The sequence below is a fragment of the Betaproteobacteria bacterium genome, assembly GCA_016720855.1.
Taxonomy (GTDB): Bacteria; Pseudomonadota; Gammaproteobacteria; order Burkholderiales; family Usitatibacteraceae; genus FEB-7.
The window spans coordinates 594,898-616,853 of the sequence record JADKJU010000003.1 but is presented as its reverse complement, the minus strand read 5'-3'; the positions used below and the strand labels follow the sequence as shown (position 1 = coordinate 616,853).

17 protein-coding genes and 2 tRNA genes are annotated in these 21,956 nt (G+C 67.4%); 15 read left to right on the top strand and 4 right to left on the bottom strand.

Features of this window, described 5'->3' with window-relative positions; all coding sequences use genetic code 11:
• The first annotated feature begins 108 nt into the window (after positions 1 to 108).
• The 9 genes from IPP91_16540 (at position 109) to IPP91_16500 (ending at position 7,234) form a co-directional block, all read left to right on the top strand.
• On the top strand, positions 109 to 1,797 hold the full coding sequence (locus IPP91_16540; GenBank protein ID MBL0143663.1) for a tetratricopeptide repeat protein: 1,689 nt from the start codon (positions 109 to 111) through the stop codon (positions 1,795 to 1,797).
• 25 nt (positions 1,798 to 1,822) lie between these two features.
• On the top strand, positions 1,823 to 2,338 hold the full coding sequence (locus IPP91_16535) for a hypothetical protein (protein ID MBL0143662.1): 516 nt from the start codon (positions 1,823 to 1,825) through the stop codon (positions 2,336 to 2,338).
• A complete protein-coding gene (gene ispE / locus IPP91_16530; protein ID MBL0143661.1) occupies positions 2,313 to 3,191 on the top strand; it encodes a 4-(cytidine 5'-diphospho)-2-C-methyl-D-erythritol kinase in 879 nt (292 codons plus the stop codon). Before IPP91_16535 ends, ispE begins: the two co-directional genes overlap by 26 nt.
• Before the next feature lie 41 nt (positions 3,192 to 3,232).
• Positions 3,233 to 3,309, top strand: a tRNA-Gln gene (locus tag IPP91_16525).
• A gap of 37 nt (positions 3,310 to 3,346) precedes the next feature.
• On the top strand, positions 3,347 to 4,297 hold the full coding sequence (locus IPP91_16520) for a ribose-phosphate pyrophosphokinase (GenBank protein MBL0143660.1): 951 nt from the start codon (positions 3,347 to 3,349) through the stop codon (positions 4,295 to 4,297).
• Between the two features lie 112 nt (positions 4,298 to 4,409).
• Positions 4,410 to 5,150: a 50S ribosomal protein L25/general stress protein Ctc gene (locus IPP91_16515; protein MBL0143659.1), complete on the top strand. Its 741-nt coding sequence runs from the start codon at positions 4,410 to 4,412 to the stop codon at positions 5,148 to 5,150.
• A 108-nt stretch (positions 5,151 to 5,258) separates the two neighbouring features.
• The gene (gene pth / locus IPP91_16510) at positions 5,259 to 5,942 is read left to right on the top strand and encodes an aminoacyl-tRNA hydrolase (GenBank protein ID MBL0143658.1); all 684 of its coding nucleotides are present in this window, start codon (positions 5,259 to 5,261) and stop codon (positions 5,940 to 5,942) included.
• Positions 5,939 to 7,030, top strand: coding sequence for a redox-regulated ATPase YchF (gene ychF / locus IPP91_16505; GenBank protein ID MBL0143657.1), 1,092 nt, complete (start codon positions 5,939 to 5,941; stop codon positions 7,028 to 7,030). Before pth ends, ychF begins: the two co-directional genes overlap by 4 nt.
• Before the next feature lie 128 nt (positions 7,031 to 7,158).
• Positions 7,159 to 7,234: transfer RNA gene (locus tag IPP91_16500), tRNA-Met, on the top strand.
• 240 nt (positions 7,235 to 7,474) lie between these two features.
• On the opposite strand, the gene IPP91_16495 is transcribed toward IPP91_16500, so the two are convergent.
• The 3 genes from IPP91_16495 to IPP91_16485 form a co-directional block, all read right to left on the bottom strand.
• Entirely contained in the window at positions 7,475 to 7,987 is a 513-nt protein-coding gene (locus IPP91_16495; GenBank protein MBL0143656.1) for a hypothetical protein, read from the bottom strand.
• A 314-nt stretch (positions 7,988 to 8,301) separates the two neighbouring features.
• A complete protein-coding gene (locus IPP91_16490) occupies positions 8,302 to 9,468 on the bottom strand; it encodes a hypothetical protein (protein MBL0143655.1) in 1,167 nt (388 codons plus the stop codon).
• Between the two features lie 119 nt (positions 9,469 to 9,587).
• Positions 9,588 to 11,420 carry a S8 family serine peptidase gene (locus IPP91_16485; protein MBL0143654.1) on the bottom strand — a complete coding sequence of 611 codons (1,833 nt, stop codon included), beginning with the start codon at positions 11,418 to 11,420 and terminating at the stop codon, positions 9,588 to 9,590.
• A 167-nt stretch (positions 11,421 to 11,587) separates the two neighbouring features.
• Here IPP91_16485 and miaB point away from each other — a divergent pair, with 167 nt between their 5' ends.
• The 6 genes from miaB (at position 11,588) to lnt (ending at position 19,639) form a co-directional block, all read left to right on the top strand.
• Positions 11,588 to 12,934, top strand: a complete 1,347-nt coding sequence (gene miaB, locus IPP91_16480; protein MBL0143653.1) for a tRNA (N6-isopentenyl adenosine(37)-C2)-methylthiotransferase MiaB — start codon at positions 11,588 to 11,590, stop codon at positions 12,932 to 12,934.
• Positions 12,935 to 13,020: 86 nt separating this feature from the next.
• Positions 13,021 to 15,693, top strand: a complete 2,673-nt coding sequence (locus tag IPP91_16475) for a zinc-dependent metalloprotease (GenBank protein MBL0143652.1) — start codon at positions 13,021 to 13,023, stop codon at positions 15,691 to 15,693.
• 75 nt (positions 15,694 to 15,768) lie between these two features.
• Positions 15,769 to 16,725, top strand: a complete 957-nt coding sequence (locus tag IPP91_16470; GenBank protein ID MBL0143651.1) for a PhoH family protein — start codon at positions 15,769 to 15,771, stop codon at positions 16,723 to 16,725.
• Complete coding sequence (ybeY, locus tag IPP91_16465) at positions 16,722 to 17,168, top strand: rRNA maturation RNase YbeY (protein MBL0143650.1); 447 nt, start codon at positions 16,722 to 16,724, stop codon at positions 17,166 to 17,168. Before IPP91_16470 ends, ybeY begins: the two co-directional genes overlap by 4 nt.
• Before the next feature lie 93 nt (positions 17,169 to 17,261).
• Positions 17,262 to 18,107 carry a CBS domain-containing protein gene (locus IPP91_16460; protein ID MBL0143649.1) on the top strand — a complete coding sequence of 282 codons (846 nt, stop codon included), beginning with the start codon at positions 17,262 to 17,264 and terminating at the stop codon, positions 18,105 to 18,107.
• 32 nt (positions 18,108 to 18,139) lie between these two features.
• Positions 18,140 to 19,639: an apolipoprotein N-acyltransferase gene (gene lnt / locus IPP91_16455; protein ID MBL0143648.1), complete on the top strand. Its 1,500-nt coding sequence runs from the start codon at positions 18,140 to 18,142 to the stop codon at positions 19,637 to 19,639.
• On the opposite strand, the gene IPP91_16450 is transcribed toward lnt, so the two are convergent.
• Positions 19,606 to 21,645, bottom strand: a complete 2,040-nt coding sequence (locus IPP91_16450; GenBank protein MBL0143647.1) for a tetratricopeptide repeat protein — start codon at positions 21,643 to 21,645, stop codon at positions 19,606 to 19,608. The genes lnt and IPP91_16450 overlap by 34 nt on opposite strands.
• Between the last annotated feature and the right edge of the window lie 311 nt (positions 21,646 to 21,956).

Here is a 21,956-nt window from a genome sequence, read left to right as displayed (position 1 = left end):
CATTCGCGCGGTCCAATCGGCTCGACGTCCCATGGACGGGTGACGGAAAAGTTCTATCATGGACGGGCGCGAAAAGCGCGAACCTTCAGCGGCGGGAGCGACAAGTCGATGGCGAAAGGATTGATCGGTTGGGTGGCGATGCTGGCCGTGGCGGCGGCGTTCTCCCCGTCTGCGGACGCACAGCAGGCTAACGCCACTGCGGCGAAGAGAAGCTCGCCCCCGAGCCGCGAGGCCGCGATGTTCGAATTCCTCTCCGCGGAGCTGGCCGCGCAGCGGGGCGAAACGGGGCCCGCGCTCGCCACGCTGGCCCGGCTTGCGCGCGAATTGCGCGACCCGCAGATCGCGCGCCGCGCCGTCGAGCTGGCCATTCGCGCCCGCGAGATGGAGCCAGCGCTCGAGATGGCGATGCTGCTGGTGGAACTCGAGCCCGAATCGCCCCTCGGGCGCGACCTCGTGGCGTCACTCCTGGCCAACCGCGGCGAGCTGGACGCGGCTCGCGCGACCATCGCGGGCTTCGTGCAGGCGAGCCAGGACAAGCCGCTCCTCCTCACCCAGCTTGCGTTCTATTTCGGCAGGTATCCCGACAAGGTCGCCGTTCTGGAGGCAACGCGCACCATCACCGCCCTGTACCCGAAGCTCCCCGAGTCGCGTTACGCCCTCGGCGTGGCCGCGCTCCTGGCGGGCAGGCTGGACCTGGCGAGCACCGAATCGATGGCGGCGCTCGCCATGAGGCCCGGCTGGGCGCTGGCCGCGATCCTCCAGGGCCAGGTCCTGAGGAAGGTCGCGCCCGCGGAAGTGATCCCGTTCTACCGGACATTCGTCGAGCGGTATCCGGATGCGAAGGAAGTGCACCTGCAGCTCGCGCGCGAACTCGCGGGCGCACGGCGAAACGCCGAGGCCCGGCAGGAATTCCGGGTCGTGGAGCGGCTTTCGGGCACCGACCCGATGGTGCCCTACGCGATCGGGCTTCTCGCCCTTCAGCTCGAGGATTACGCGGACGCGGAGACCGCCTTTCGCCGTGCCCTCGGGATGGGCCACCCGGACCCCGGCGCGGTCTATCTGGGCCTCGGACAGGCGGCGGAGTTGGCCAAGCACCCCGACGAGGCCCTCGACTGGTATCGCAAGGTCGATTCGACCGACCGGATGCGCGCGCAGGCGAGGATCGCCACCCTGATCGCGAAGCGCGACGGCCTCGCGAAGGGCCGCGCCTACCTGCAGACGCTCGACCCACGCACCCAGGACGAGCGCATCCAGGTGATCCAGATCGAGGCCCAGCTGCTGCGTGACTCGAAGGCTTGGCAGGACACCTACGACATGCTCTCGAGCGCGGTGGAGCGCTACCCGGATTCCTACGAGCTGCTCTACGACCGGGCCATGGCCGCGGAGCGGGTGGACCGGCTCGATGTCCTCGAGGCCGACCTGCGCCGCGTGATCGAGATGAAGCCCGACTACGCGCACGCCTACAACGCCCTCGGGTACACGCTCGCGGACCGCACCGATCGGTTCGATGAGGCCCTCTCGCTGGTCGAAAAGGCGCTCAAGCTGTCGCCGGACGACCCGTTCATCCTCGACAGCCTGGGCTGGGTCCAGTACCGGCGCGGCAACTTCGACGAGGCGCTCAAGACCCTCACGAGCGCCTACGAGAACCGCCCCGACCCGGAAATCGCCGCGCACCTGGGCGAGGTGCTGTGGAAGCTCGGCCGGCATAACGAGGCCAGCAAGCTCTGGAAGACGGCGCTTACCGACAACCCGGACCACGAGACGCTCCTCGCGGTGATCCAGAAGTTCAAGCCTTGAGGCCTGCGGGCCCGCGCCTTCCCCCGTGACCCGTTCCGCCACGATCGCTGCGGCGCTGCTCGTCGCGGCCTGCGCCGCCGTGCCCCCGCCGGTTGCGATTTCGCTCGACGGACTGCCCGCCGCGTTCGACATGACGGGGCGCCTGTCCGTCGCGCAAGCCGGCCGGGGCGAGATCCTGCGTTTGCGCTGGAGCCATGCGCCCGCGCAAGACTCGTGGGTGCTCGCCACGCCGGTCGGCACGGAAGTGGCCCGGATCGAGCGCGTGCCGGAAGGGCTTTCGGTTCTCCGCCCCGGCGCATCGCCCATGGCAGCGGCAAGCTTCTCCGAGCTCACGGAGAACCTCCTGGGCGCTCCCCTGGACGATCGCCTCCTCATCGCCTGGCTGCATGGCCGCGCGCTGGCGGGGCCGGAGGGCTGGTCGGTGACGATCGACGAATCGCAGCGCTTCGGGACGGCCCAGGTGGCGCGGCGCATCACGGCCTCCCACGCCGATACGGTGGTCAAGCTCGTGGTCGATGACTACCGGGCGCGTCCGGAGTAGCCCCGTGCAACTGAACGGCCCCGACTATCCCGCGCCCGCGAAACTGAACCTCTTCCTGCACGTGGTCGGGCGCAGGGCGGACGGCTACCACCTGCTGCAGAGCGCGTTCACGCTCATCGATGCGGCCGACCGGCTGCGGTTCGCGACGCGGGACGATGGCGACATCCGCCGGGTCAGCGACCTGCCCGGGGTTCCTGCGGAGTCGGATCTCGTGGTCCGGGCGGCGCGGCTCCTGAAATCGGAATCCGGCACGCCCTTGGGCGCGGACATCGAAGTGGAAAAGCGCCTGCCCCTGGGGGGCGGGATGGGCGCAGGCAGCTCCGACGCCGCCACCACCCTGATCGTGCTCAACCGCCTCTGGGACACGGGCCTGGATCGGGAATCCCTGCAGGCGCTGGGCGCCCGGCTGGGGGCCGACGTCCCCTTCTTCCTCTTCGGGCGTAGCGCCTGGGTCGAGGGCGTGGGCGAAAAGCTGGCCCCCCTGGCACTTGCGCCTGCCTGGTACCTGGTACTGGTGCCCCCGGTGGCGGTGTCCACCGGGGAGATCTTCGCGGCGCCCGAATTGACCCGGGATACCGAACCCCTTAAAATACAAGACTTTTCGGCGCATGACGGGCAGGGCCGGTTTCACAATGACCTGGAAGCGGTCGTGGCCGCCCGATACCCCCGGGTTCGCGAACATCTCGAGTGGCTTGCGGGCCACGGCGGGGGGCGGCTCACGGGGTCTGGCGCATGCGCCTTCGCCCGGTTCCCGGACCGGGACTCGGCCGAGCGGGTGCTGGAGCAGCTCCCCGGGACGATGAAGGGTTTTGTCGCGCAGGGCCTCGAGGAGCACCCCCTGCGCAGTATGTGACGAGTAACACCCGCGGCCGGCAGTTGCCGGGCGCGGGCGCGAGGGGAGTCGCCAAGTTGGTTAAGGCACTGGATTTTGATTCCAGCATTCGAAGGTTCGAGTCCTTCCTCCCCTGCCACCTTTTTCGGCGATGACCGCAGCGTAGAGAGACGGTGATGCCTTTCGACAACCTGATGGTGTTCACGGGCAACGCCAACCCGAAGCTTGCGCAGAAGGTGGCCCGCCACCTGAACGTGCAGCTCGGCAAGGCGAGCGTCTCCACTTTCAGCGACGGCGAGATCATGGTCGAGCTGCTGGAGAACGTCCGCGGCAAGGACGTCTTCGTGCTCCAGTCCACCTGCGCGCCGACGAACGACACGCTGATGGAACTCATGATCATGGTGGACGCGCTGCGCCGGTCGAGCGTTGCGCGGATCACGGCGGCGATGCCCTATTTCGGCTATGCGCGCCAGGACAGGCGGCCCAGGAGCGCCCGGGTGGCGATCTCGGCGAAGGTGGTGGCGAACATGCTCACCTCGGTGGGGGTGAACCGCGTGCTCACGATGGACCTGCACGCGGACCAGATCCAGGGCTTCTTCGACATCCCGGTGGACAACGTCTATGCGACGCCGATCCTGCTGGGCGACCTTTGGAAGCACGAGTACAAGAACCTGGTGGTGGTTTCCCCCGACGTGGGGGGCGTGGTGCGCGCCAGGGCGATCGCGAAGCGGCTGGAAAGCGACCTCGCCATCATCGACAAGCGGCGTCCGCGGCCGAACGTGGCCACGGTGATGAACATCATCGGCGACGTGAGCGGCCGGACGTGCGTGATCATGGACGACATGGTCGATACGGCCAACACGCTGTGCGAGGCCGCGCGGGCCCTGAAGGCCGAGGGAGCCGAACGGGTGATCGCGTATTGCACGCATCCGGTGCTTTCCGGGCCGGCGATCAGCCGGATCGAGGCCTCGGTGATCGACGAGCTGGTGGTGACGGACACCATCCCGCTCAGGCCCGAGGCGGAGGCCTGCAAGAAGATCCGCCAGATCAGCGTCTCGGAGCTGCTTGCCGAAACGATGCGCAGGATCTGCGAGGAGAGCTCGGTCAGCTCGCTCTTCGTGGACTGACGAATACCCGTCCGCAGCCGGCAACGGTTGCGGGCGACAGGCCGAGGGGGCCTTTTCCCCCTTCAACAGCGGGGCGCCTGGTCGCGGGGCCCCGCCGAACACTGGAGTGAACATGAACATCGAAATCAAAGCCGAACCGCGAAGCCTGCAGGGAACGGGTGCGAGCCGCCGTCTGCGTCGCGAGTCCAAGGTGCCCGGCATCCTGTACGGCGCCGGCAAGGACGCGCAGCCCATCCAGCTCGACCACAAGGAACTCTTCTTCAAGCTGAAGCTGGAGGCGTTCCACGCCTCCATCCTCGACATGCAGATCGGCTCCGAGAAATCCCAGGTGCTGCTGCGTGACTACCAGATGCACCCCTTCAAGCAGATGATCCTGCACGCGGATTTCCAGCGCGTCGCCGCCGATCGCAAGATCCACATGAAGGTCCCGCTGCACTTCGTGAACGCGGACGTCTCGCCCGGCGTGAAGCTGGCCGGTGGCAGCGTCCAGCACGTGCGCAACGACATCGACATCGCCTGCCTGCCGAAGGACCTGCCGATGTTCATCGAGGTGGACCTCATGGATCTCCAGGCGGGACACTCGCTGCACATCTCCGGGATCAAGCTTCCGGCCGGCGTGGAATCGGTGGCGCTCGCGAAGGGCGACGACATGACGATCGCGACCATCCTCATCCCGCGCGTGGCGACGGCGGACGAGGAAGCGGTGACGGCTGCGGCGGCTTCCGCGGTTTCGGCGGCGGACATCCCGACCAGCGCGCAGAAGGTGAAGGAGGACGAGCCCGCGAAGGATGCGGGGAAAGCCGGCGGCAAGGATGCCGGAAAGGCCGGCGGCAAGGACGAGAAGAAGAAATAACAAGCGTCCGGGGCGCTTCGAGCGAGCCTCGCGAATGCGCCCGCCTTTCCCGGCGGGCGCGTTCGTTTCAGGGATTCGAGGCGCACCACCATCTTCCCGGCATCCCTCATGGAAACCATCCGCCTCATCGTCGGCCTCGGCAATCCCGGGCGCGAGTACGAGCGCACGCGCCACAACGCCGGCTACTGGTGGGTGGATGCGATCGCCCACGAACGCGGCGCGCGCTGGGCCAAGGAGACGAAGTTCTCCGGCTGGGTCGCGAGGGTGACCGAAGGGGGGAAGGATTTCTGGCTCCTCAAGCCCGCCACCTACATGAATGAGAGCGGGCGAAGCGTGGGCGCGTTCCTGCGCTTCCACCGTATCGAGGCGCCCGGGATGCTGGTCGTGCATGACGAACTGGACCTGGCGCCCGGCACCGTCAAGCTCAAGTTCGGCGGCGGCACCGGCGGGCACAACGGTCTGCGTGACATCGACGAGGTGCTAAGCACGCGCGACTTCTGGCGCCTTCGCATCGGCATCGGGCACCCCGGCAACAAGGACATCGTGGCCGACTATGTCCTGCACGAAGCCCGGCGCGAGGAGCGCGAGGCGATCGAGCCCGCGTTCGACCGCAGCCTGGGCCTGCTTTCCCGAATCGCCACCGGCCGCATGAACGACGCGACCACGTGGCTGCATACGCTGCCCAAACCCGAGCCCGACCCTTCCGCGAAGCCGGCAACCGCCGGGCCCGCGAAGTCTGAACCAGCCGTTCCCGCGAAAGCGCGAGCGCAGAACCCGAAAGACGAGCAATGACACTGCAATGCGGCATCGTCGGCCTGCCCAACGTCGGCAAGTCCACCCTCTTCAACGCGCTCACCAAGGCCGGCATCGCGGCCGAGAACTATCCCTTCTGCACCATCGAGCCCAACGTGGGCGTGGTCGAGGTGCCGGACCCGAGGCTGCACGCCATCGCTGCAATCGCCAAGCCGCTGAAGGTGATCCCGGCGGTGGTCGAGTTCGTGGACATCGCGGGGCTCGTGGCGGGCGCCTCCAAGGGCGAGGGGCTCGGCAACCAGTTCCTGGCCAACATCCGCGAGACGGAAGCTATCGCCAACGTGGTGCGCTGCTTCGAGGACGACAACGTGGTGCATGTGGCGGGGAAGGTGGACCCCATCTCCGACATCGAGGTGATCCACACGGAACTTGCGCTCGCCGACATGGCGACCGTCGACAAGGCTCGCGAACGCCACATCCAGAAATCGCGCTCCGGCGACAAGGAAGCGGCGAAGTTGGTTGCCGTGCTGGAGAAGGTGCAGAAGGCGCTGGACGGGTTTCACCCGGTGCGCGCCCTCGACCTCTCGCCGGAGGAAAGGGAGCTGCTGAAGCCGCTATTCCTCCTCACCGCCAAGCCCGCGCTTTACATCGCGAACGTCGAGGAACACGGCTTCAAGGACAATCCGCTGCTCGAGAAGGTGAAGGCCTACGCGGCGAAGGAGGGCGCCCCGGTGGTGGCCATCTGCGCCAAGGTGGAGAGCGAGATCGCCGACCTCTCGGGGGAGGACAAGGAGCTGTTCCTGGCCGACATGGGCATGCACGAGCCGGGACTCGACCGGCTCATCCGCGCCACCTTCACTCTTCTGGGCCTGCAGACCTACTTCACGGCCGGGGAGAAGGAAGTTCGCGCGTGGACGATCCACAAGGGGTACACCGCCCCGCAGTCGGCCGGCGTCATCCACACGGATTTCGAGAAGGGCTTCATCCGCGCCGAAGTCATCGCCTACGACGACTACCTCGCTTGCAAGGGCGAGCAGGGTGCCAAGGAAGCCGGGAAGATGCGGTTGGAGGGGAAGGAGTACGTCGTGAAGGATGGGGACGTGATGCACTTCCGGTTCAACGTCTGACCGAAGGCAAATGGGGTCAGGTTACGTGCGCATCGACAACGCTTGTCGCCGTTGATGGAGTAACCTGACCCCATTTGCCTGTATTGATTGACCGGGAAGCGCATATCCCGGAAAATGCACGGCTTTCCGGCGAGTTAGCTCAGTGGTTAGAGCAGCGGAATCATAATCCGTTGGTCCGGGGTTCAAATCCCTGACTCGCCACCAACATTGAAATGGGGACGTGTTCGCGAACACGTCCCCATTTTTTATTGCACGCCTTCATCGGAGTGCGGCCGTCTCAGGAGACATGATCCTTTGCCCTTGGTGGGCAAGAGGTTCTTGTATGCTGAGACGCCGCATTCCACGGTATGGGCCTTCCGCATGGCGGCATTTGATAGCGATCGAAGTCCATTCACGCGAGCTGACTTGGGTGAATACCCTGCGTGCCGGGCCCCTCCTGCAGCACTAGAACCGGGGGCCACCCGGTGGTGTTGCGGCCAGCACGGCGGTCAGCATGGCTTTGATTTGCGCTTCAGTCAGATCGACATTGCTTCGTCGATCCGCCCACTTCCAGCCTGCGCGGTACAGCATCGTCCCATGGCGCATGACGCTGTCGCTGCGAGAGTAAAGGGCTTCATCCCCCACTCCCTCCAGCTTGTGTGGTGGTTTGCCATTGTTGCTCATCGACATGGTTCGTCCAGTCGCTGCCACCGTGTCCGCCTTTGCGTTGTTTTGCATGTGCAGCAGGACGCGTCCTTTGCTCGTGGTGAATTCGCAGGTAAGACTCGTCGATAGCAGCGGCTTGCCATTCTTCATCACGCCGCCTTCGACCGTATTGGTGGGCGCGCCACCCAAGTCCGGTGGCAGGGTCAGGGTGAACTGTGCACAGCGGTCGGCGGCCCAGCCCGGTGCCGTCAGCAAGGCGCACCATGCGGCAAGGACGAAGGGGCGCGGGCTGAAGAAAACGGTACTGTTCATCGGTATTCCTCCACGTTTCCGGACACCAGGTTGAACCCGGATGGCTCCGTTCGATTTCTGCGGGACTGAATTGTCCCGGCGTCCAATGACGGCGCCAAGAGTCATGGAAGTTCTCAATCATGGCCCAAACGCAACCCCGCCGCCGGGAAGGGGGCTATAGGGAACTTCTGTCGGGAGGCGCTGGAGGTATTCGGGTCAGCCGGGGAGGTGTTCGCCAACTGCCCGGACGCGGCGGGGCTGCTGTACTGGCTGCGGCTCGAGGCGGGGAGAAGGCAGATGACTGAGGGACTGCGGCTGGCCCGCGTGGTCTTCCGCTACCGAACCGCCGACTGCATGAAAACCGGAAACGCCGCGTAGACACGCGCCTCGCTGGCCGGGCACAACTTGCGCAAGGCGCCCACCCGGCAGTTCACGGTCAACTGAAGTTCCGCCTCGTCACCGTTCCGGGGGGACTTCATCACGGTCATGCCGAGTTGCCCTATCTCGATGGGCCTGTAGGTCTCGATGCGCGCATTCGTCGCGACCTGGATTCTCATGTTCGAATTCAGGACAACAAAGTCCTGCGCCGATTCCATGGCCTTGTCGCACGCGGACGCGCCCTTGCAGCGCCAGATGGCATGTCGCTTCGCTTCGGCTGCCTGCGCCAGCAGGCCGGCGAGAGGCGCGTTCTCCACGGCACTCTTTTCCGCTTTCGCAGCAGGCTCGATCTTCTCCGAAAGCTGGATCTTCGCGGCAGGCTGACCCTTCTGCGCGAGCGCATTCGCGGTGGCCGGCTCAACCTTCGCCGCGGGTTGGGATCCCTGTACGGGCTGAACGGTCTCCGGGGGTCTGGGTTTCTGCGCAGGTTGGATCGGCTCGGCGCGTGGGGTCACCGTGGTGGGCTCGACCCTGGCCGCCGGTTGAATCGGCTCCGCGCGTGGAGCCGCAGCAGTGGGCTCGACCCTTGCCGCAGGTTGAGGGCTCTGTGCGGGTTGAACCTTCTCTGCGGGCTGGAGTTTCGCCACGGGCGGAATCGTCGCGGCGGGCTGAGCCGGTTCCGCCGGCCGGGTCGATTTGGCCTGCCCCCGCTTCTGGTATGCGGCGAGGATTTCCCGGTCCAGGTCCAGCGTGCGGTTGACCACCTTCGAAAACTCGATCCTGTCCTCGAGCGGTCCCTTCTTGACCGCTCGATCGAGGGACGCCAGGTCTCCCGTGTGGCTGCTCGCGATCAACCGGATGTTGTCGACCGCATCCTGCCTGGCGGCCTCGACGATTCCGGGGTTGCGCCAGGCATTCCTGAGCGTTTCCGCCTTCACGTCGACCGAGCCCGAGTGCCAGGTTTCGTAAAGGTCGCCGAACGCATATTTGTAGTCGCCGGCCTTCACGGCCTCGCGCCAGTCCATGCGCGGGGCGGTAGCTGTGCAGCCGGGCACGAGGAGAGCCGCGATCGCGCCAATGGCTGCGGCCAGGCACGCGTCGCACAGCATCTTTTTCAATCGCATCGGTCTTCCCCCTTCTTCGGCCACACTTCGCTTGCGCTCGCGTACTGCCGGACCAGGCTTCATAAACAAATCGCCGGTCGGTTTTCCGGCCGGCGATTGCCATTGTGCAGCATGTACGGTCAGCCCGCGGCTGCCTGCGCCGCGGCAACGGCCTTGACCGGGTTGATGAGGATACGGCGCCCGTCGGCCGTCTTCTCCGCCGTCTTCTCGATGATCGCGATGACCTGCGCCGGCTTGAGCTTCGGATTGACAGCCAGCATCTTCGCCGCGAGCCCGGTCACCTGGGGCGAGGCCATCGAGGTACCGGAAAATGCCACGCGATCGCCGCCGGGCAGGTAGCTTTCGACCTGGTAGCCGTTGGCGTGCACCTTGACCGTCGGGCCGTAGCTGGTAAACGGCGCCTCGTCGCCCGCCTTGTCCACCGCGCCCACCGTGAGCAGGTTGGGCAGCACGATGTCGGCGGGGATGGCTTCCTCGAAGGCGGCGCTTGCGTTGGAGTTGCCCGCGGCGGCGACGAAGAGAACCTCGGGCGCGCTCGCGTAGGCTGCGGTGAGCGCCTTCTTCTGCAGGTCGAAGTACTCGCGCGCGATCGCCTTGCGGTCCTCCGGCGTCTTGCCGATGTTGCACAGCTCGAGTTCGTGTTCGGCGTCCTTCACCGTCCCGCCCCAGCTCATGTTCACCACGCGCACGCCGTTCTTCCTGATGAAGTCGACGGAGGCCTGCGCGTTGCGGGCATTCTTCTCCACCAGCTCGCGGGTCGGGCAGGGGTCGGGCAGCAGCTTGTAGCCGAACTCGATGCGGGCGTTGGTCACGCGCGCATAAGGGTTGCCCACCATCGCGATGCCGGCCACGTGGGTGCCGTGGCTGTAGTTGCCCGCGAGGCTCAGCTCCTCGATCACGCCCTTGAAATCCTCGCGCTTGAGCTGCGACAGCAGTTGCTTCACCTCGGTCGCCTCCGGGCTGTCGACGTTGGATTGCAGGTCGGAAAGCCCCTTCATGCGCGATTTCATGGCGGGCAGCTTGCTGCGCAGCTCCGCCGGGATGGGCATGAGCTCGCTCTGCGACGGGTTCTCGTGGACGTCGAAGGCGATGAAGGCGGGCTTGCCTGCGCCGTCAAGCACCAGGCGGTCGCGGAAGAGCGACACATCGACGCCGCTGTCCCAGATGGCGATCTTCACGGGCGCGTAGTTCCTGCCCTTGGGAAGCGCGACGTCGCGGGCGGCCCAGATGTCGGCCTTCTCGACCTTGTTGGCCGCGAGGTAGGTCGAGTAGGTCTTCATCAGCGTCTGCTTGAGCGGCAGGCGCGCGATGAGCGCATAGCGCGCGCCCACGATCCCCGGCGCGAATTCGGAGCTCAGCACGCCGCCGGCCTTGTCGACGACGGGCTGCAGGCGGTCGCGCACGTTGCCCAGCACGAGCGACTCGCCGATGATCTCGGACGAGGACTTCGCGCTCTTGATGTCGTTCTCGATCACCGCATAGGGGTACCGGGCGAGCTCGGCGGTGATGAGGCGTCCGACTTCCTCGCGATAGGCGTCCGACGTCGTGTTCCCCGCTTTCGCCTGCGCGGCCACCATCGAGCGCAGGGCCATCCCGGAGATCAGCTTGTCCGCGGGCTTTTCCTCGAGCGCGCGGATCTCGGCAGCGCGCCTGGCGGCGCTTTCGTAGCGCTTTTCCAGGAAATCGATCTGCGCGAGCACGGCCAGGATTCCCCGCTGCGCCGCCTTGTCGGCGATGTCGTAGCCGGCCAGCACGGACTCGTTATCGCGCTGCACCTGGGCCGCGAACTTGCGGAAAGACTCCTCGCTGCGCACGAGGGCCTCGAGGCTGCCCTCGACCTTGTACGAGAAGCGCGGCAGGTCGGCCGCCTTGTCCGCGCGCTTCTTGCCCTGCGCGACGGCGGAAGTGGCAAGGACGAACGCGAGCAGGACGAACAGGAAACGCTTCAGCATGCTGGAAACCCTCCAAGTGAGTGCGGCTACCCGGGCGCGCCCGTCAGCCGGAAGCCGGCGATTATAGCGAGGCAGCCGCGCAAGGGTGGCCCCCGATCCGGTAAAATCCCGCTCCCGACCCGATTTGCGCCTGCCCGGAATCAACCTCCGCGGCCCAGGCCGACGCCATGACCGAACCCGCCAGGAAAGTTTTCATCCGCACCTTCGGTTGCCAGATGAACGAGTACGACTCGGACAAGATGGCCGACGTGCTTGCCGCGGCCGAGGGTTACGAGAAGACCGACAGCGTCGAGGACGCCGACCTCATCCTCTTCAACACCTGCTCCGTGCGCGAGAAGGCGCAGGAGAAGGTGTTTTCCGACCTGGGCAGGCTGGCGCCCCTGAAGCGCGCGAAGCCCGGTCTCATGATCGGCGTCGGCGGCTGCGTTGCGAGCCAGGAGGGCGAGGAGATCGTGCGCCGCGCGCCGTTCGTCGATGTGGTCTTCGGCCCGCAGACCCTGCATCGCCTGCCGGAACTGCTCGCCAACCGGCGCGCGACGGGACGCGCGCAGGTCGATATCTCCTTCCCCGAGATCGAGAAGTTCGACCACATGCCGCCGGCGCGGGTGGAGGGGGCGAGCGCCTTCGTCTCGATCATGGAGGGGTGCAGCAAGTACTGCAGCTTCTGCGTCGTTCCCTACACGCGCGGCGAGGAGTTCTCGCGTCCCTTCGACGATGTGCTGGCGGAAGTGCGCGAGCTCGCCTCCAGGGGCGTGAAGGAAGTGACTCTCCTCGGGCAGAACGTGAACGCCTACGTGGGCGTGATGGCGGACGGGGAGGCGGCGGACTTCGCGCTCCTCCTGGCGCACGTGGCGCGGGTCGGGGGCATCGAGCGCCTTCGCTACACGACCTCGCATCCACTGGAATTCTCGCAGCGCCTCATCGACGCCTACGGGAGGATCCCGACGCTCGTCTCGCAGGTGCACCTGCCTGTGCAGTCCGGCTCCGACCGCGTGCTGGCCGCCATGAAGCGCAACTACACGGCGATGGAATACAAGTCGATCATCCGGCGGCTGCGCACGGTGCGCCCGGACATTTCCCTCTCCACCGACTTCATCGTGGGTTTTCCGGGCGAGACCGAGGCGGACTTCGAGCAGACGATGAAGCTGGTCGAGGACGTGCGCTTCGACGGCGCGTTCAGCTTCATCTACAGCCCGCGTCCCGGCACGCCCGCGGCCAACCTCGCGGACGAGACACCGCACGCCCTCAAGCTCGAACGCCTGCAGCGGCTCCAGAAGCGCCTGCAGGAATTCTCCGGGGAGTACTCGCGCGCCATGGTCGGCACTCGCCAGCGCGTGCTCGTGGAGGGGCCCTCGAGGAAGAACGGGAATGAACTGGCGGCGCGCACGGACAACAACCGGGTGGTGAATTTCCCGGGCAACGCGCGCCTTGCGGGGCAGTTCGTGGACGTGACCATCACATCGGCCCTGCCGCACAGCCTGCGCGGCGAGATCCTGAATTGGCGTGCGGCCTGATGGCGCACGCGGCTTTCGGTGACAATACCTGCCCGGACGGTGCCCGCGTGTCGCGCGGCGCCTGTCCGGCAACGAGAGGAGCATCCATGATTCAAGCGATTCGTCCCCTGACCATCACGCTCGCCGCAACGCTTGCCAGCGTCGCACTCGCCCAGGGCCCGACCCCGCCGCCTCCATCCTCAACCCCCGCTCCCAACGGTGCTCCAGTCGCCGCGGCCGCACCCGCCACGCCGCCCGGCCAGCCGCGCCCGTACAAGGATGTCCTGAAGGATGCCAAGGCACTCCCGGGGTACTTCAAGCTGCACCGGAAGGACGACAAGGTCTGGATCGAGATCCGCGCCGACCAGTTCGACAAGCCGTTCTTCTTTTCCTACAACATTCCCCGGTCGATCGGCGAGCGCGGCCTGTATGGCAGCCAGATGGGCGGCTCGGACATGGCGGTCTTCCACAAGATCGGCAACCAGGTCCAGCTGATCGCGCGCAACACGGAGTTCTTCGCGAGGGAAGGAACGCCGCAGGCCCGGTTCGTCGCCGAGTCCTTCTCCGACAGCCTCATCGCGAGCGCCGCCGTAGCGTCGCTGCCGGAGCCGGAAACGAAGGCCGTGGTCATCGAGGCCAATGCGCTCCTCTTCGCCGATATCCCGGGCTACCTCACGCGGCTCGAGACGGCGTTCCGCCTGCCGTTCGCGCTCGACGCGAAGAACACGAGCATCGCCAGCGTCAACAACGCCGAATCCATCACCGGCATCCAGGTGAGCGCGCATTACTCGGTGCCCAAGCTCGCCGCCCCGCCTCTCACGCCGCCGCCGGTGCCCACGCCCCCGCCGCCGAAATTCACGCCCGACCCGCGCAGCCTCTTCGTCGGGTTCTACTACAGCTTCGCCCGCCTGCCCGAAGAGCCGATGCAGGCGCGCCTCGCCGACGAACGCATCGGCTACTTCGCCACCTCGCGCGTGGACTACAACGACGACACCCAGGTCAAGCCGCGCATCAACATCGCGAACCGGTGGCGCCTGGAGAAGAAGGATCCGTCCGCCGCGGTTTCCGAGCCGAAGGAACCCATCACCTACTGGCTGGACAAGAACATCCCCGAGAAGTACCGCAAGGCGGTGGCCGACGGCATCCTCGAGTGGAACAAGGCCTTCGAGAAGGCGGGCTTCCGCAATGCCGTCGTGGTGAAGCAGCAAGGCGAAGTCGACTCCTTCGACACGATGGATGCCCGCCATGCCTCGATCCGCTGGTTCACCGGCGCCGACGTCGGCTTTGCCATCGGGCCCTCGCAGGTCGATCCACGCTCCGGCGAGATCCTGGACGCCGACATCGGGATGTCCGACGTGTTCGCGCGGGGCGCCCGCCGCGTGGTGGTGGAGGACCTCGGCCGGCCCGTGTCGTTCGACCCCAACGAGGCGTACATCGCCGATCCGCTGCACGCCCACAAGGGGCCCCCCTCGTGCAATTACGGCCGGGAGGCGGTCCACGAGCTGAATTTCGCCATGGATCTCCTCGAGGCCCGCGGGCTCGACATGGAAGGCCCCGAGGCCGATGCCCTGGCGCAGGCCTATGTGAAGGACGTGATCATGCACGAGGTGGGGCATACGCTCGGGCTGCGCCACAACTTCCGCGCCTCGACCGTTTACAGCCTCAAGCAGCTCCAGGACTCCGCCTTCACGACAGCCAACGGCCTCACGACCTCGGTCATGGACTACAACCCGTTCAACATCTCGCCCAAGGGAGAAAAGCAGGGCGAGTACGTGATGAGCACGCTCGGCCCCTACGACTACTGGGCCATCGAGTACGGCTACCGGCAGGTCGATCCGGCGAAGGAGAAGGAGGAACTCGCCAGGATCGCCTCGCGTTCCGACGAGCCCCAGTTCGTCTTCGCGACCGACGAGGACGTCGGCTACGGAATGCGCTACATCGGCATCGACCCGGACGTGAACCAGTTCGATCTCGGCTCCGACCCGGTCGAGTTCTACAAGCGGCAGATGAAGGTCACCCGCGAACTCTGGGATCGCGTGCAGGACCTCAAGCTGGCCCCGGGCGAGAGCTACGAGCGACTAACGCGCAGCTTCGCCAGCGGTTTCCGCAACCTGGGCCGGGCGGCGCCTCTTGCCGCGAAGTACGTCGGCGGCGTGGCCACGCGCCGGGACCGCGCCGGAACGGGGCGCGCGCTCTTCGAGCCCATCCCGGCTGCGCGCCAGCGCGAGGCGCTCACCCTCATCGCCAACGACTTCTTCCGCGAGCAGAGCTTTCGCTTCCGGCCCGATTTCGTCGGGCGGCTGGCCATCGACCAGTTCGAGCGGCCCTCGAATCCTGACATCTCGCCCGCAAACACCGTCCTCAACCTGCAGAAGGCGATCCTGGACCGGCTGCTCTCGGACCCCGTTGCCGCGCGGCTCGTGGAGGCGCCGGACAAGTCCGCCGACCGCGCCAAGGCCTTCCGTCTTTCCGAGCTCTACGACACCCTTCAGGCAGCAATCTGGAGCGAGGCTCGCAACGGCCAGGAAACGACGATGATGCGCCGCAACCTGCAGCGCGAGCACCTCAAGCGCATGGCCGGCTCGCTCCTCAAGCCTTCGGCCACGCTGCCGGCGGATGCGCGCAGCCTCCTTCGCGAGAACGCTCGCGGCCTGGCGACGGAGTTGCGTGCGGCACAGGCAAAGGCGGGTTTGTCCAAGGAAACCCGCGCGCACTACGCGGAGAGCCTCAACACCCTGGAGGAAGCGCTGAAGGCGCCGCTCCAGCGCGCGGGCGTCTAGCGTCCGTCCGCGGTTCCTGCCCCGCTACAATAGGCCTGCCGGTCGTTCCGGCAGGCCTTTTCATTTCGGGAACCCTTGAAGACCCAGACCCAGGAAGTGGCGTTCACGCCGGTCGACAACGCGCGGCTCGCGATCCTGTGCGGCGCGTTCGACGGCAACCTGCGCCAGATCGAGACGGCGCTCGACGTGACGATCTCGCGCCGGTCGGAGCGCTTCAGCGTCGCCGGGGTGCCGGACAAGGTGGCGCTCGCCGCGCGGGCCCTGCGCAAGTTCTATGAGCTGGCGGCGGGCGAACTCTCGCTCGAGGACATCCAGCTGGGACTCGTCGAGATCACGCGCACGCCGGTCGGCGCCGAGGCCGGCGCGCTCGCACTTCGTCTGCCGCGCAGGAGCGAGCTCAACGCGCGCACGCCGCGCCAGGCCCAGTACCTGAAGCAGATGCAGACCCACGACATCACGTTCGGCGTGGGCCCTGCCGGCACCGGCAAGACGTACCTGGCCGTCGCGGCCGCCGTCGACGCCTTCGAGCGCGATGCCGTGAAGCGCATCATGCTCACGCGGCCGGCCGTCGAGGCGGGCGAGAAGCTGGGCTTCCTCCCCGGGGACCTGGCGCAGAAGGTGGACCCGTACCTGCGGCCCCTCTACGACGCGCTCTACGACCTGATGGGCTACGACAAGGTGGGCCGCCTCTTCGAGCGCGGCGCGATCGAGGTGGCCCCGCTCGCTTTCATGCGCGGGCGCACGCTCAACCACTCCTTCATCATTCTGGACGAAGCGCAGAACACGACGCCGGAGCAGATGAAGATGTTCCTCACGCGCATCGGTTTCGGCTCCAAGGCGGTGGTGACCGGCGACGTGACCCAGATCGACCTGGCGCGCGGGCAGGCCTCGGGCCTCGTGGACGCGCGCAACGTCCTCGCCGACCTGCGCGGGATCGCCTTCACCGTGTTCCAGTCCGAGGATGTCGTGCGCCATCCGCTCGTGCAGGTGATCGTGGACGCCTACGAGCAGCGCTCGGCCAAGAAGAAGTGAAGGCGCCCCGCCTCGAGCTCTCGGTGCAGCGCGCCTCCCGCGCCGCGCACATCCCCGCGGATGCGCGCCTGCGCACCTGGGCTCGAGCCGCGATCGCGCGCCGCGCCTGCGTGACCCTTCGCTACGTGGCGCAGGCGGAGGGCCGCCGGCTCAACCGCGAATTCCGCGGCAAGGACTACGCCACCAACGTTCTCACGTTCATCTTCGACGACTCGCCCGCGGGGATTCTCGAGGGTGACATCGTCATCTGCTCGCCGGTCGTCGCGCGCGAGGCCAGGGAGCAGAAGAAGGCCGTCGCGGCCCATCACGCGCACCTGCTCGTGCACGGGCTGCTGCACCTGCAGGGGTTCGACCACGAGAGCGACGAGGATGCCGCGCGCATGGAGCAGCGCGAGCGAGCGGTGCTTCGCCGTCTGGGCTTCGGCGACCCCTACACGATCTAGCGCGGGCGCACCTGCCGGCCGCGCGGGCGCCCTCCGATGGCCTCTCGCGGGTCTGATAGAGTATTCCTCACCCTTTCTCCCGCAAGACCCAGAATGGACGATTCCCCCAAGCCGAGCCTCCTCGAGCGCCTGTCCTCGCTTTTGCTGCGCGAGCCCGAGGACCGCGAGCAGCTGGTGGCCCTCATGCACTCGGCCTTCGAAAGGAAGCTCCTCGACGCCGACGCGCTTTCCATGATCGAGGGGGTGCTGCAGGTCTCCGAGACCCAGGTCCGGGACGTGATGCTCCCGCGCTCGCAGATGGACATGATCGACGTCGAGGAAAGCCCGGAGAAGTTCATCCCCTTCGTGATCGAGACGACGCATTCGCGCTTTCCCGTGTTCGAGGAGAACCGCGACAACGTGATCGGCATCCTGCTCGCGAAGGACCTGCTGCGCTTCTACGCGGAGTCGGAATTCAATGTTCGCGAGATGCTCCGGCCGGCGGTGTTCGTGCCCGAGTCGAAGCGGCTGAACGTGCTGCTCAAGGAGTTCCGCGCCAACCGCAACCACATCGCGATCGTGGTGGACGAGTACGGCGGCGTCGCGGGGCTCGTCACCATCGAGGACGTGATCGAGCAGATCGTGGGCGACATCGAGGACGAGTACGACTTCGACGAGACCGAGGACAACATCCTCGCCGAGAAGGGCGACCGCTTCCGCGTGAAGGCGGTCACCGAGATCGCCGACTTCAACGCGCACTTCGGCACCGCGTTCAGCGACGAGGACCAGGACACCGTGGGCGGGCTCGTCCTGTCGCAGTTCGGACGGCTGCCGAAGCGCGGCGAGACGGTGACGATCGACGGCATCTCCTTCCAGGTGCTGCGCGCCGACAGCCGCAAGCTCCACTCGCTCCTGGTCGAACGGCGTCCGGCTCCTGGCGCGACGGGGGACGGCGGGTGAAATCAGCGGGCGCGCCCCCCGCGTCCGCCGCACTGGCCTGGAGTATCGCGCTGCCGGTGGTCGCCGGCGCCGCCACGGTCTTCGGGTTCGCGCCGTTTTATGCGTGGCCCGTGCCCATCGCCACCCTGGCGGTTCTCTTCCTCGCGTGGTCGCGAAGCCGCTCGGCGCTGCAGGCCGCGATCTCGGGCTACGCGTTCGGCCTCGGATACTTCCTCGCGGGCGTGTCGTGGGTTTTCGTGAGCCTGCACGAGTTCGGCCACATGCCGGCCGCCCTCGCGGCCGTGGCCACCTTCCTCTTCTGCGCCTACCTGGCCGTGTTTCCGGCGGCCGCTGGCTGGCTGGCGCACCGGGTCTCGGTGGCCGGGCTTGTGCGCACGCTGGCGGCGATGCCCGCCGCGTTCGTCCTCCTCGAATGGGTGCGCGGCTGGCTTTTCACCGGGTTCCCGTGGCTCGCGACCGGGTACTCACAGGTACCTGCGAGCCCCCTGGCGGGCTATGCGCCGGTGCTCGGCGTCTATGGCGTTTGCCTCGCGACCGCGCTGGCCGCGGCGCTCCTGGCGGCGTTCGCGGCGAGCGTCGCGTGGTCGCGGCGGCGCGCGGTGCTCGCCGGGGCCTTCATCGCGCTCCTGGCGGCGGGCGGCACGCTGCGTCTCGTGTCGTGGACCGCGCCGTCGGGTGAGCCGGTCACCGTGGCGCTCCTGCAGGGCAACGTCCCGCAACACCTGAAGTGGCGCGACGATGTCCGGAGCCGGACGCTGCGCGACTACCATGAGCAGGCCGTGCAAAGCCCGGCGCGCGTCGTCATCCTGCCCGAGACGGCGCTTCCGGCTTTCATCGACCAGTTGCCGCCGGGCTACCTCGAGTCGCTCCGCGAGCACGCGCGGTCGCGAGGCAAGGACATCCTCATCGGAACGGTCGAGCGAGGCTTTGCCGGCGAACGCTTCCACTACTGGAACAGCGTCGTGCGCATCGGCGCCGGCGAGCCGCAGTCATACCGCAAGCGCCACCTCGTCCCGTTCGGGGAATTCATCCCGCCGGGGTTCGGCTGGGTCCTCGCCGTGCTGAAGATCCCGCTCACCGATTTCGCGCGCGGCGATGCGGGGCAGGCGCTGCTGGTGGCAGGCGGCACCGGCTGGGCGGTGGCCATCTGCTACGAGGACATCTTCGGCGAGGAGGTCATCGACGCGCTGCCGCAGGCGGGCGTGCTGCTCAACGTGAGCAACGACGCGTGGTTCGGGGAGTCGCTCGCCGCGGACCAGCACCTGCAGCTCTCGCAGATGCGCGCTCTCGAGACGGGCCGGTGGATGGTTCGCGCGACCAACACTGGCGTCACGGCCGCCATCGACGAGAAGGGCCGGGTGGTGACGAGGTTGCCGCAATTCACCGGCGGACAACTGCTCGCGAGCCCGGTGCCGCGCTCCGGCGCCACTCCCTACGTGCGGTGGGGAAACCTGGCGGTGCTGGCGATCCTCGCGGCGATCGCCGCAGGGCTGCTGGTTCAGCGGCGTGCCCGCGCGGCCCACAGGGCCTGAAGGGCGTCCTCGAGGTTTCGCGCAAATCGAGGGGCATCGAAGAGCGCTGAGCCGCGGACCTGGTCGCGCAATCCCTGCCGCAGGGCCGCCAGATGCGGCAGGTTGCCGGAAAGCGCGATGGCCCGGGAAACATAGTCGTCGCGGGAAGTGGCCACCCAGTCGGCGAGACCGGCCGCGGTCAACAGGCTGGCGCCCTGCCGGGCGATCATCGATTCGCCCGCGAGGGTGAGCGTGGGCACGCCCATCCACAACGCCTCGCAAGTGGTGGTTCCTCCCGGGTAGGGGAACGTGTCCAGCAGGAAATCGACCTGCGCGTGAGCGGCGAGGTATTGCGAGCGCGGCGCGAAGCCGTGCATATCCACTCGCCCGGAGTCGATTCCCTGCGCCGCGAGACGGACCTTCAGGGATGCGACCACGCCCGCATCGGACAGCGATTCGTTCTGCAGCCTCAGGCGCGACCGCGGGCATGACGCCAGGATCCGTCCCCACGCATGCAGGACGTCGTCCGTGATTTTCGGCAGCGCCTGGAAGCAGCCGAACGTGGCGAAATCGTTGGCGAGCGCCGGCGCGGGCGCCGGCTCTTCAGCCGTATCGGGAGGCGTGAAGCACAGGCGCGTGTCCGGCAGGTACCGGATCGTCTCGGTGAACCGGGACTGCAGCCCGGGGGGCAGGGTGACCTTGTCGGCCAGGAGATAGTCCATTTCCGCCAGTCCGGTCGTGGCGAAATAGCCGAGCCAGGTCACCTGGACAGGGGCCGGCCGCCAGGCAAAGACGGGCAGGCGGTTGTGCACCGTATGGCCGGACAGGTCGATCAGGACGTGGATGCCGTCCTCGTGGATTCGCCGCGCCGCGCCTTCGTCGGAGAGGCCCGCCAGCGAGTGCCAACCGGAAAGGTGCTTGCGCAACCGGCCCGAGACTTCATCGGTGTCAGCGTACGTCGGGTAGGCCACCCACTCGATGCGGCGGGGATCCGAATGGGCGAGCACAGACTCGAGGAAATACCCGACCGGGTGTTGCCGCAGGTCGCCGGAGACCAGGCCTACCCGCAAGCGGTCGGCCCCCGGATCGCACGTCCACGCCGTGAAAGGACGGCTGGCGCGGCCGCTGGCCAGCGCCCCGAAGGCCCGGGACTCCTCGAGCAGGACTTCCGGCGGCAGCGTGGCGGCATAGTGCAGGAGGAAGAGCAGGCAGCTTCTCGATTCGAGGTGATCGGGCTGCACGGCAAGCGCCCTGCGGTAACTCGCCTCCGCTTCCGCGAGGCGCCCCTGTTTGAGGAGAATCGTGCCCAGGTCGTCATGCGCGTCCACGCGAGCGGGATCGCGAGTCAACGCGGCGCGGCAATGTGCCTCTGCCTCCGCCAATCGCTGCCCCCCGACCAGGAGTGCGCCGATGCCGGCGTACGCCTCGCGGTGATCGGGCTTCAGGGACAGGGCCTGCCGGTACGCGGCCTCGGCTTGCGCGAGGCGGCCCCGGGAGAACATCACCTGCCCGAGTCCGCATCGGGCGTCCGCGGAATCCGGGCGAAGGGCCACCGCGTCACTGAACTCGGCCTCTGCTTCCGGATATCGATGCAGGGCACACAGCGCGCGGCCCAGTCGCACATGCGCCTGCGCATCGCGCGGCTGCAGGACCACCGCGCGTCGCAGGGTTGCTTCCGCCTCGCCCAGAAGGCCCACTTCGAGGAGGACGTTTCCCAGGTTGCCCTGCGTTTCGGCGTCGCCCGGGAGCAGTCGGGCCGCGTTGCGCAGCGGCGCGATCGCTTCCTCCCGTCGCCCCAGGTGCAGGGCAGCAACTCCCAGCGCCTTCCAGCCCAGCCCGTGTTCCGGGAATCGCTCCGCGATCGTCCGTGCGAGCGCCTCGAAGCGGAAAAAATCCCGCTGCGCGTACGCCTGGGCGAGGGCAACCTCATCGTCTCGCCCGGGGCCGCCATCTTCCCGGGCCTGCGGCTTTGCGCCGCCCGCACCTGCCGAAGGGCCGGCCTGTAGCGCCTCTCTATCGAGGGCCACGCGAAGCCTCGCCGCAACCCGTCCGCATGCACTCGGCACGCCTCCACGATGTCGCCTGCCAGCACGAGCGCACGCAGGTAACTCAGGCCGTGCTGCGCGTGCGAGGGATCGACTTCCCAGGCGGTCCTGAAATGCGGCAGCGCCTGGCCCACGCCGAGTCCGCGTTGCATGGCGAGCACGCCCAGGTTGTGGTGCGCGTCGCGGTTGTCGGGATGGGCGCGCAGCACCGCCCGGTACAGGGCATCGGCTTGCACGAGGCGGCCCGCCTGGTGCTGCGTGGCGGCCTGGAGAAGCGTGTCGTACAGGGACGC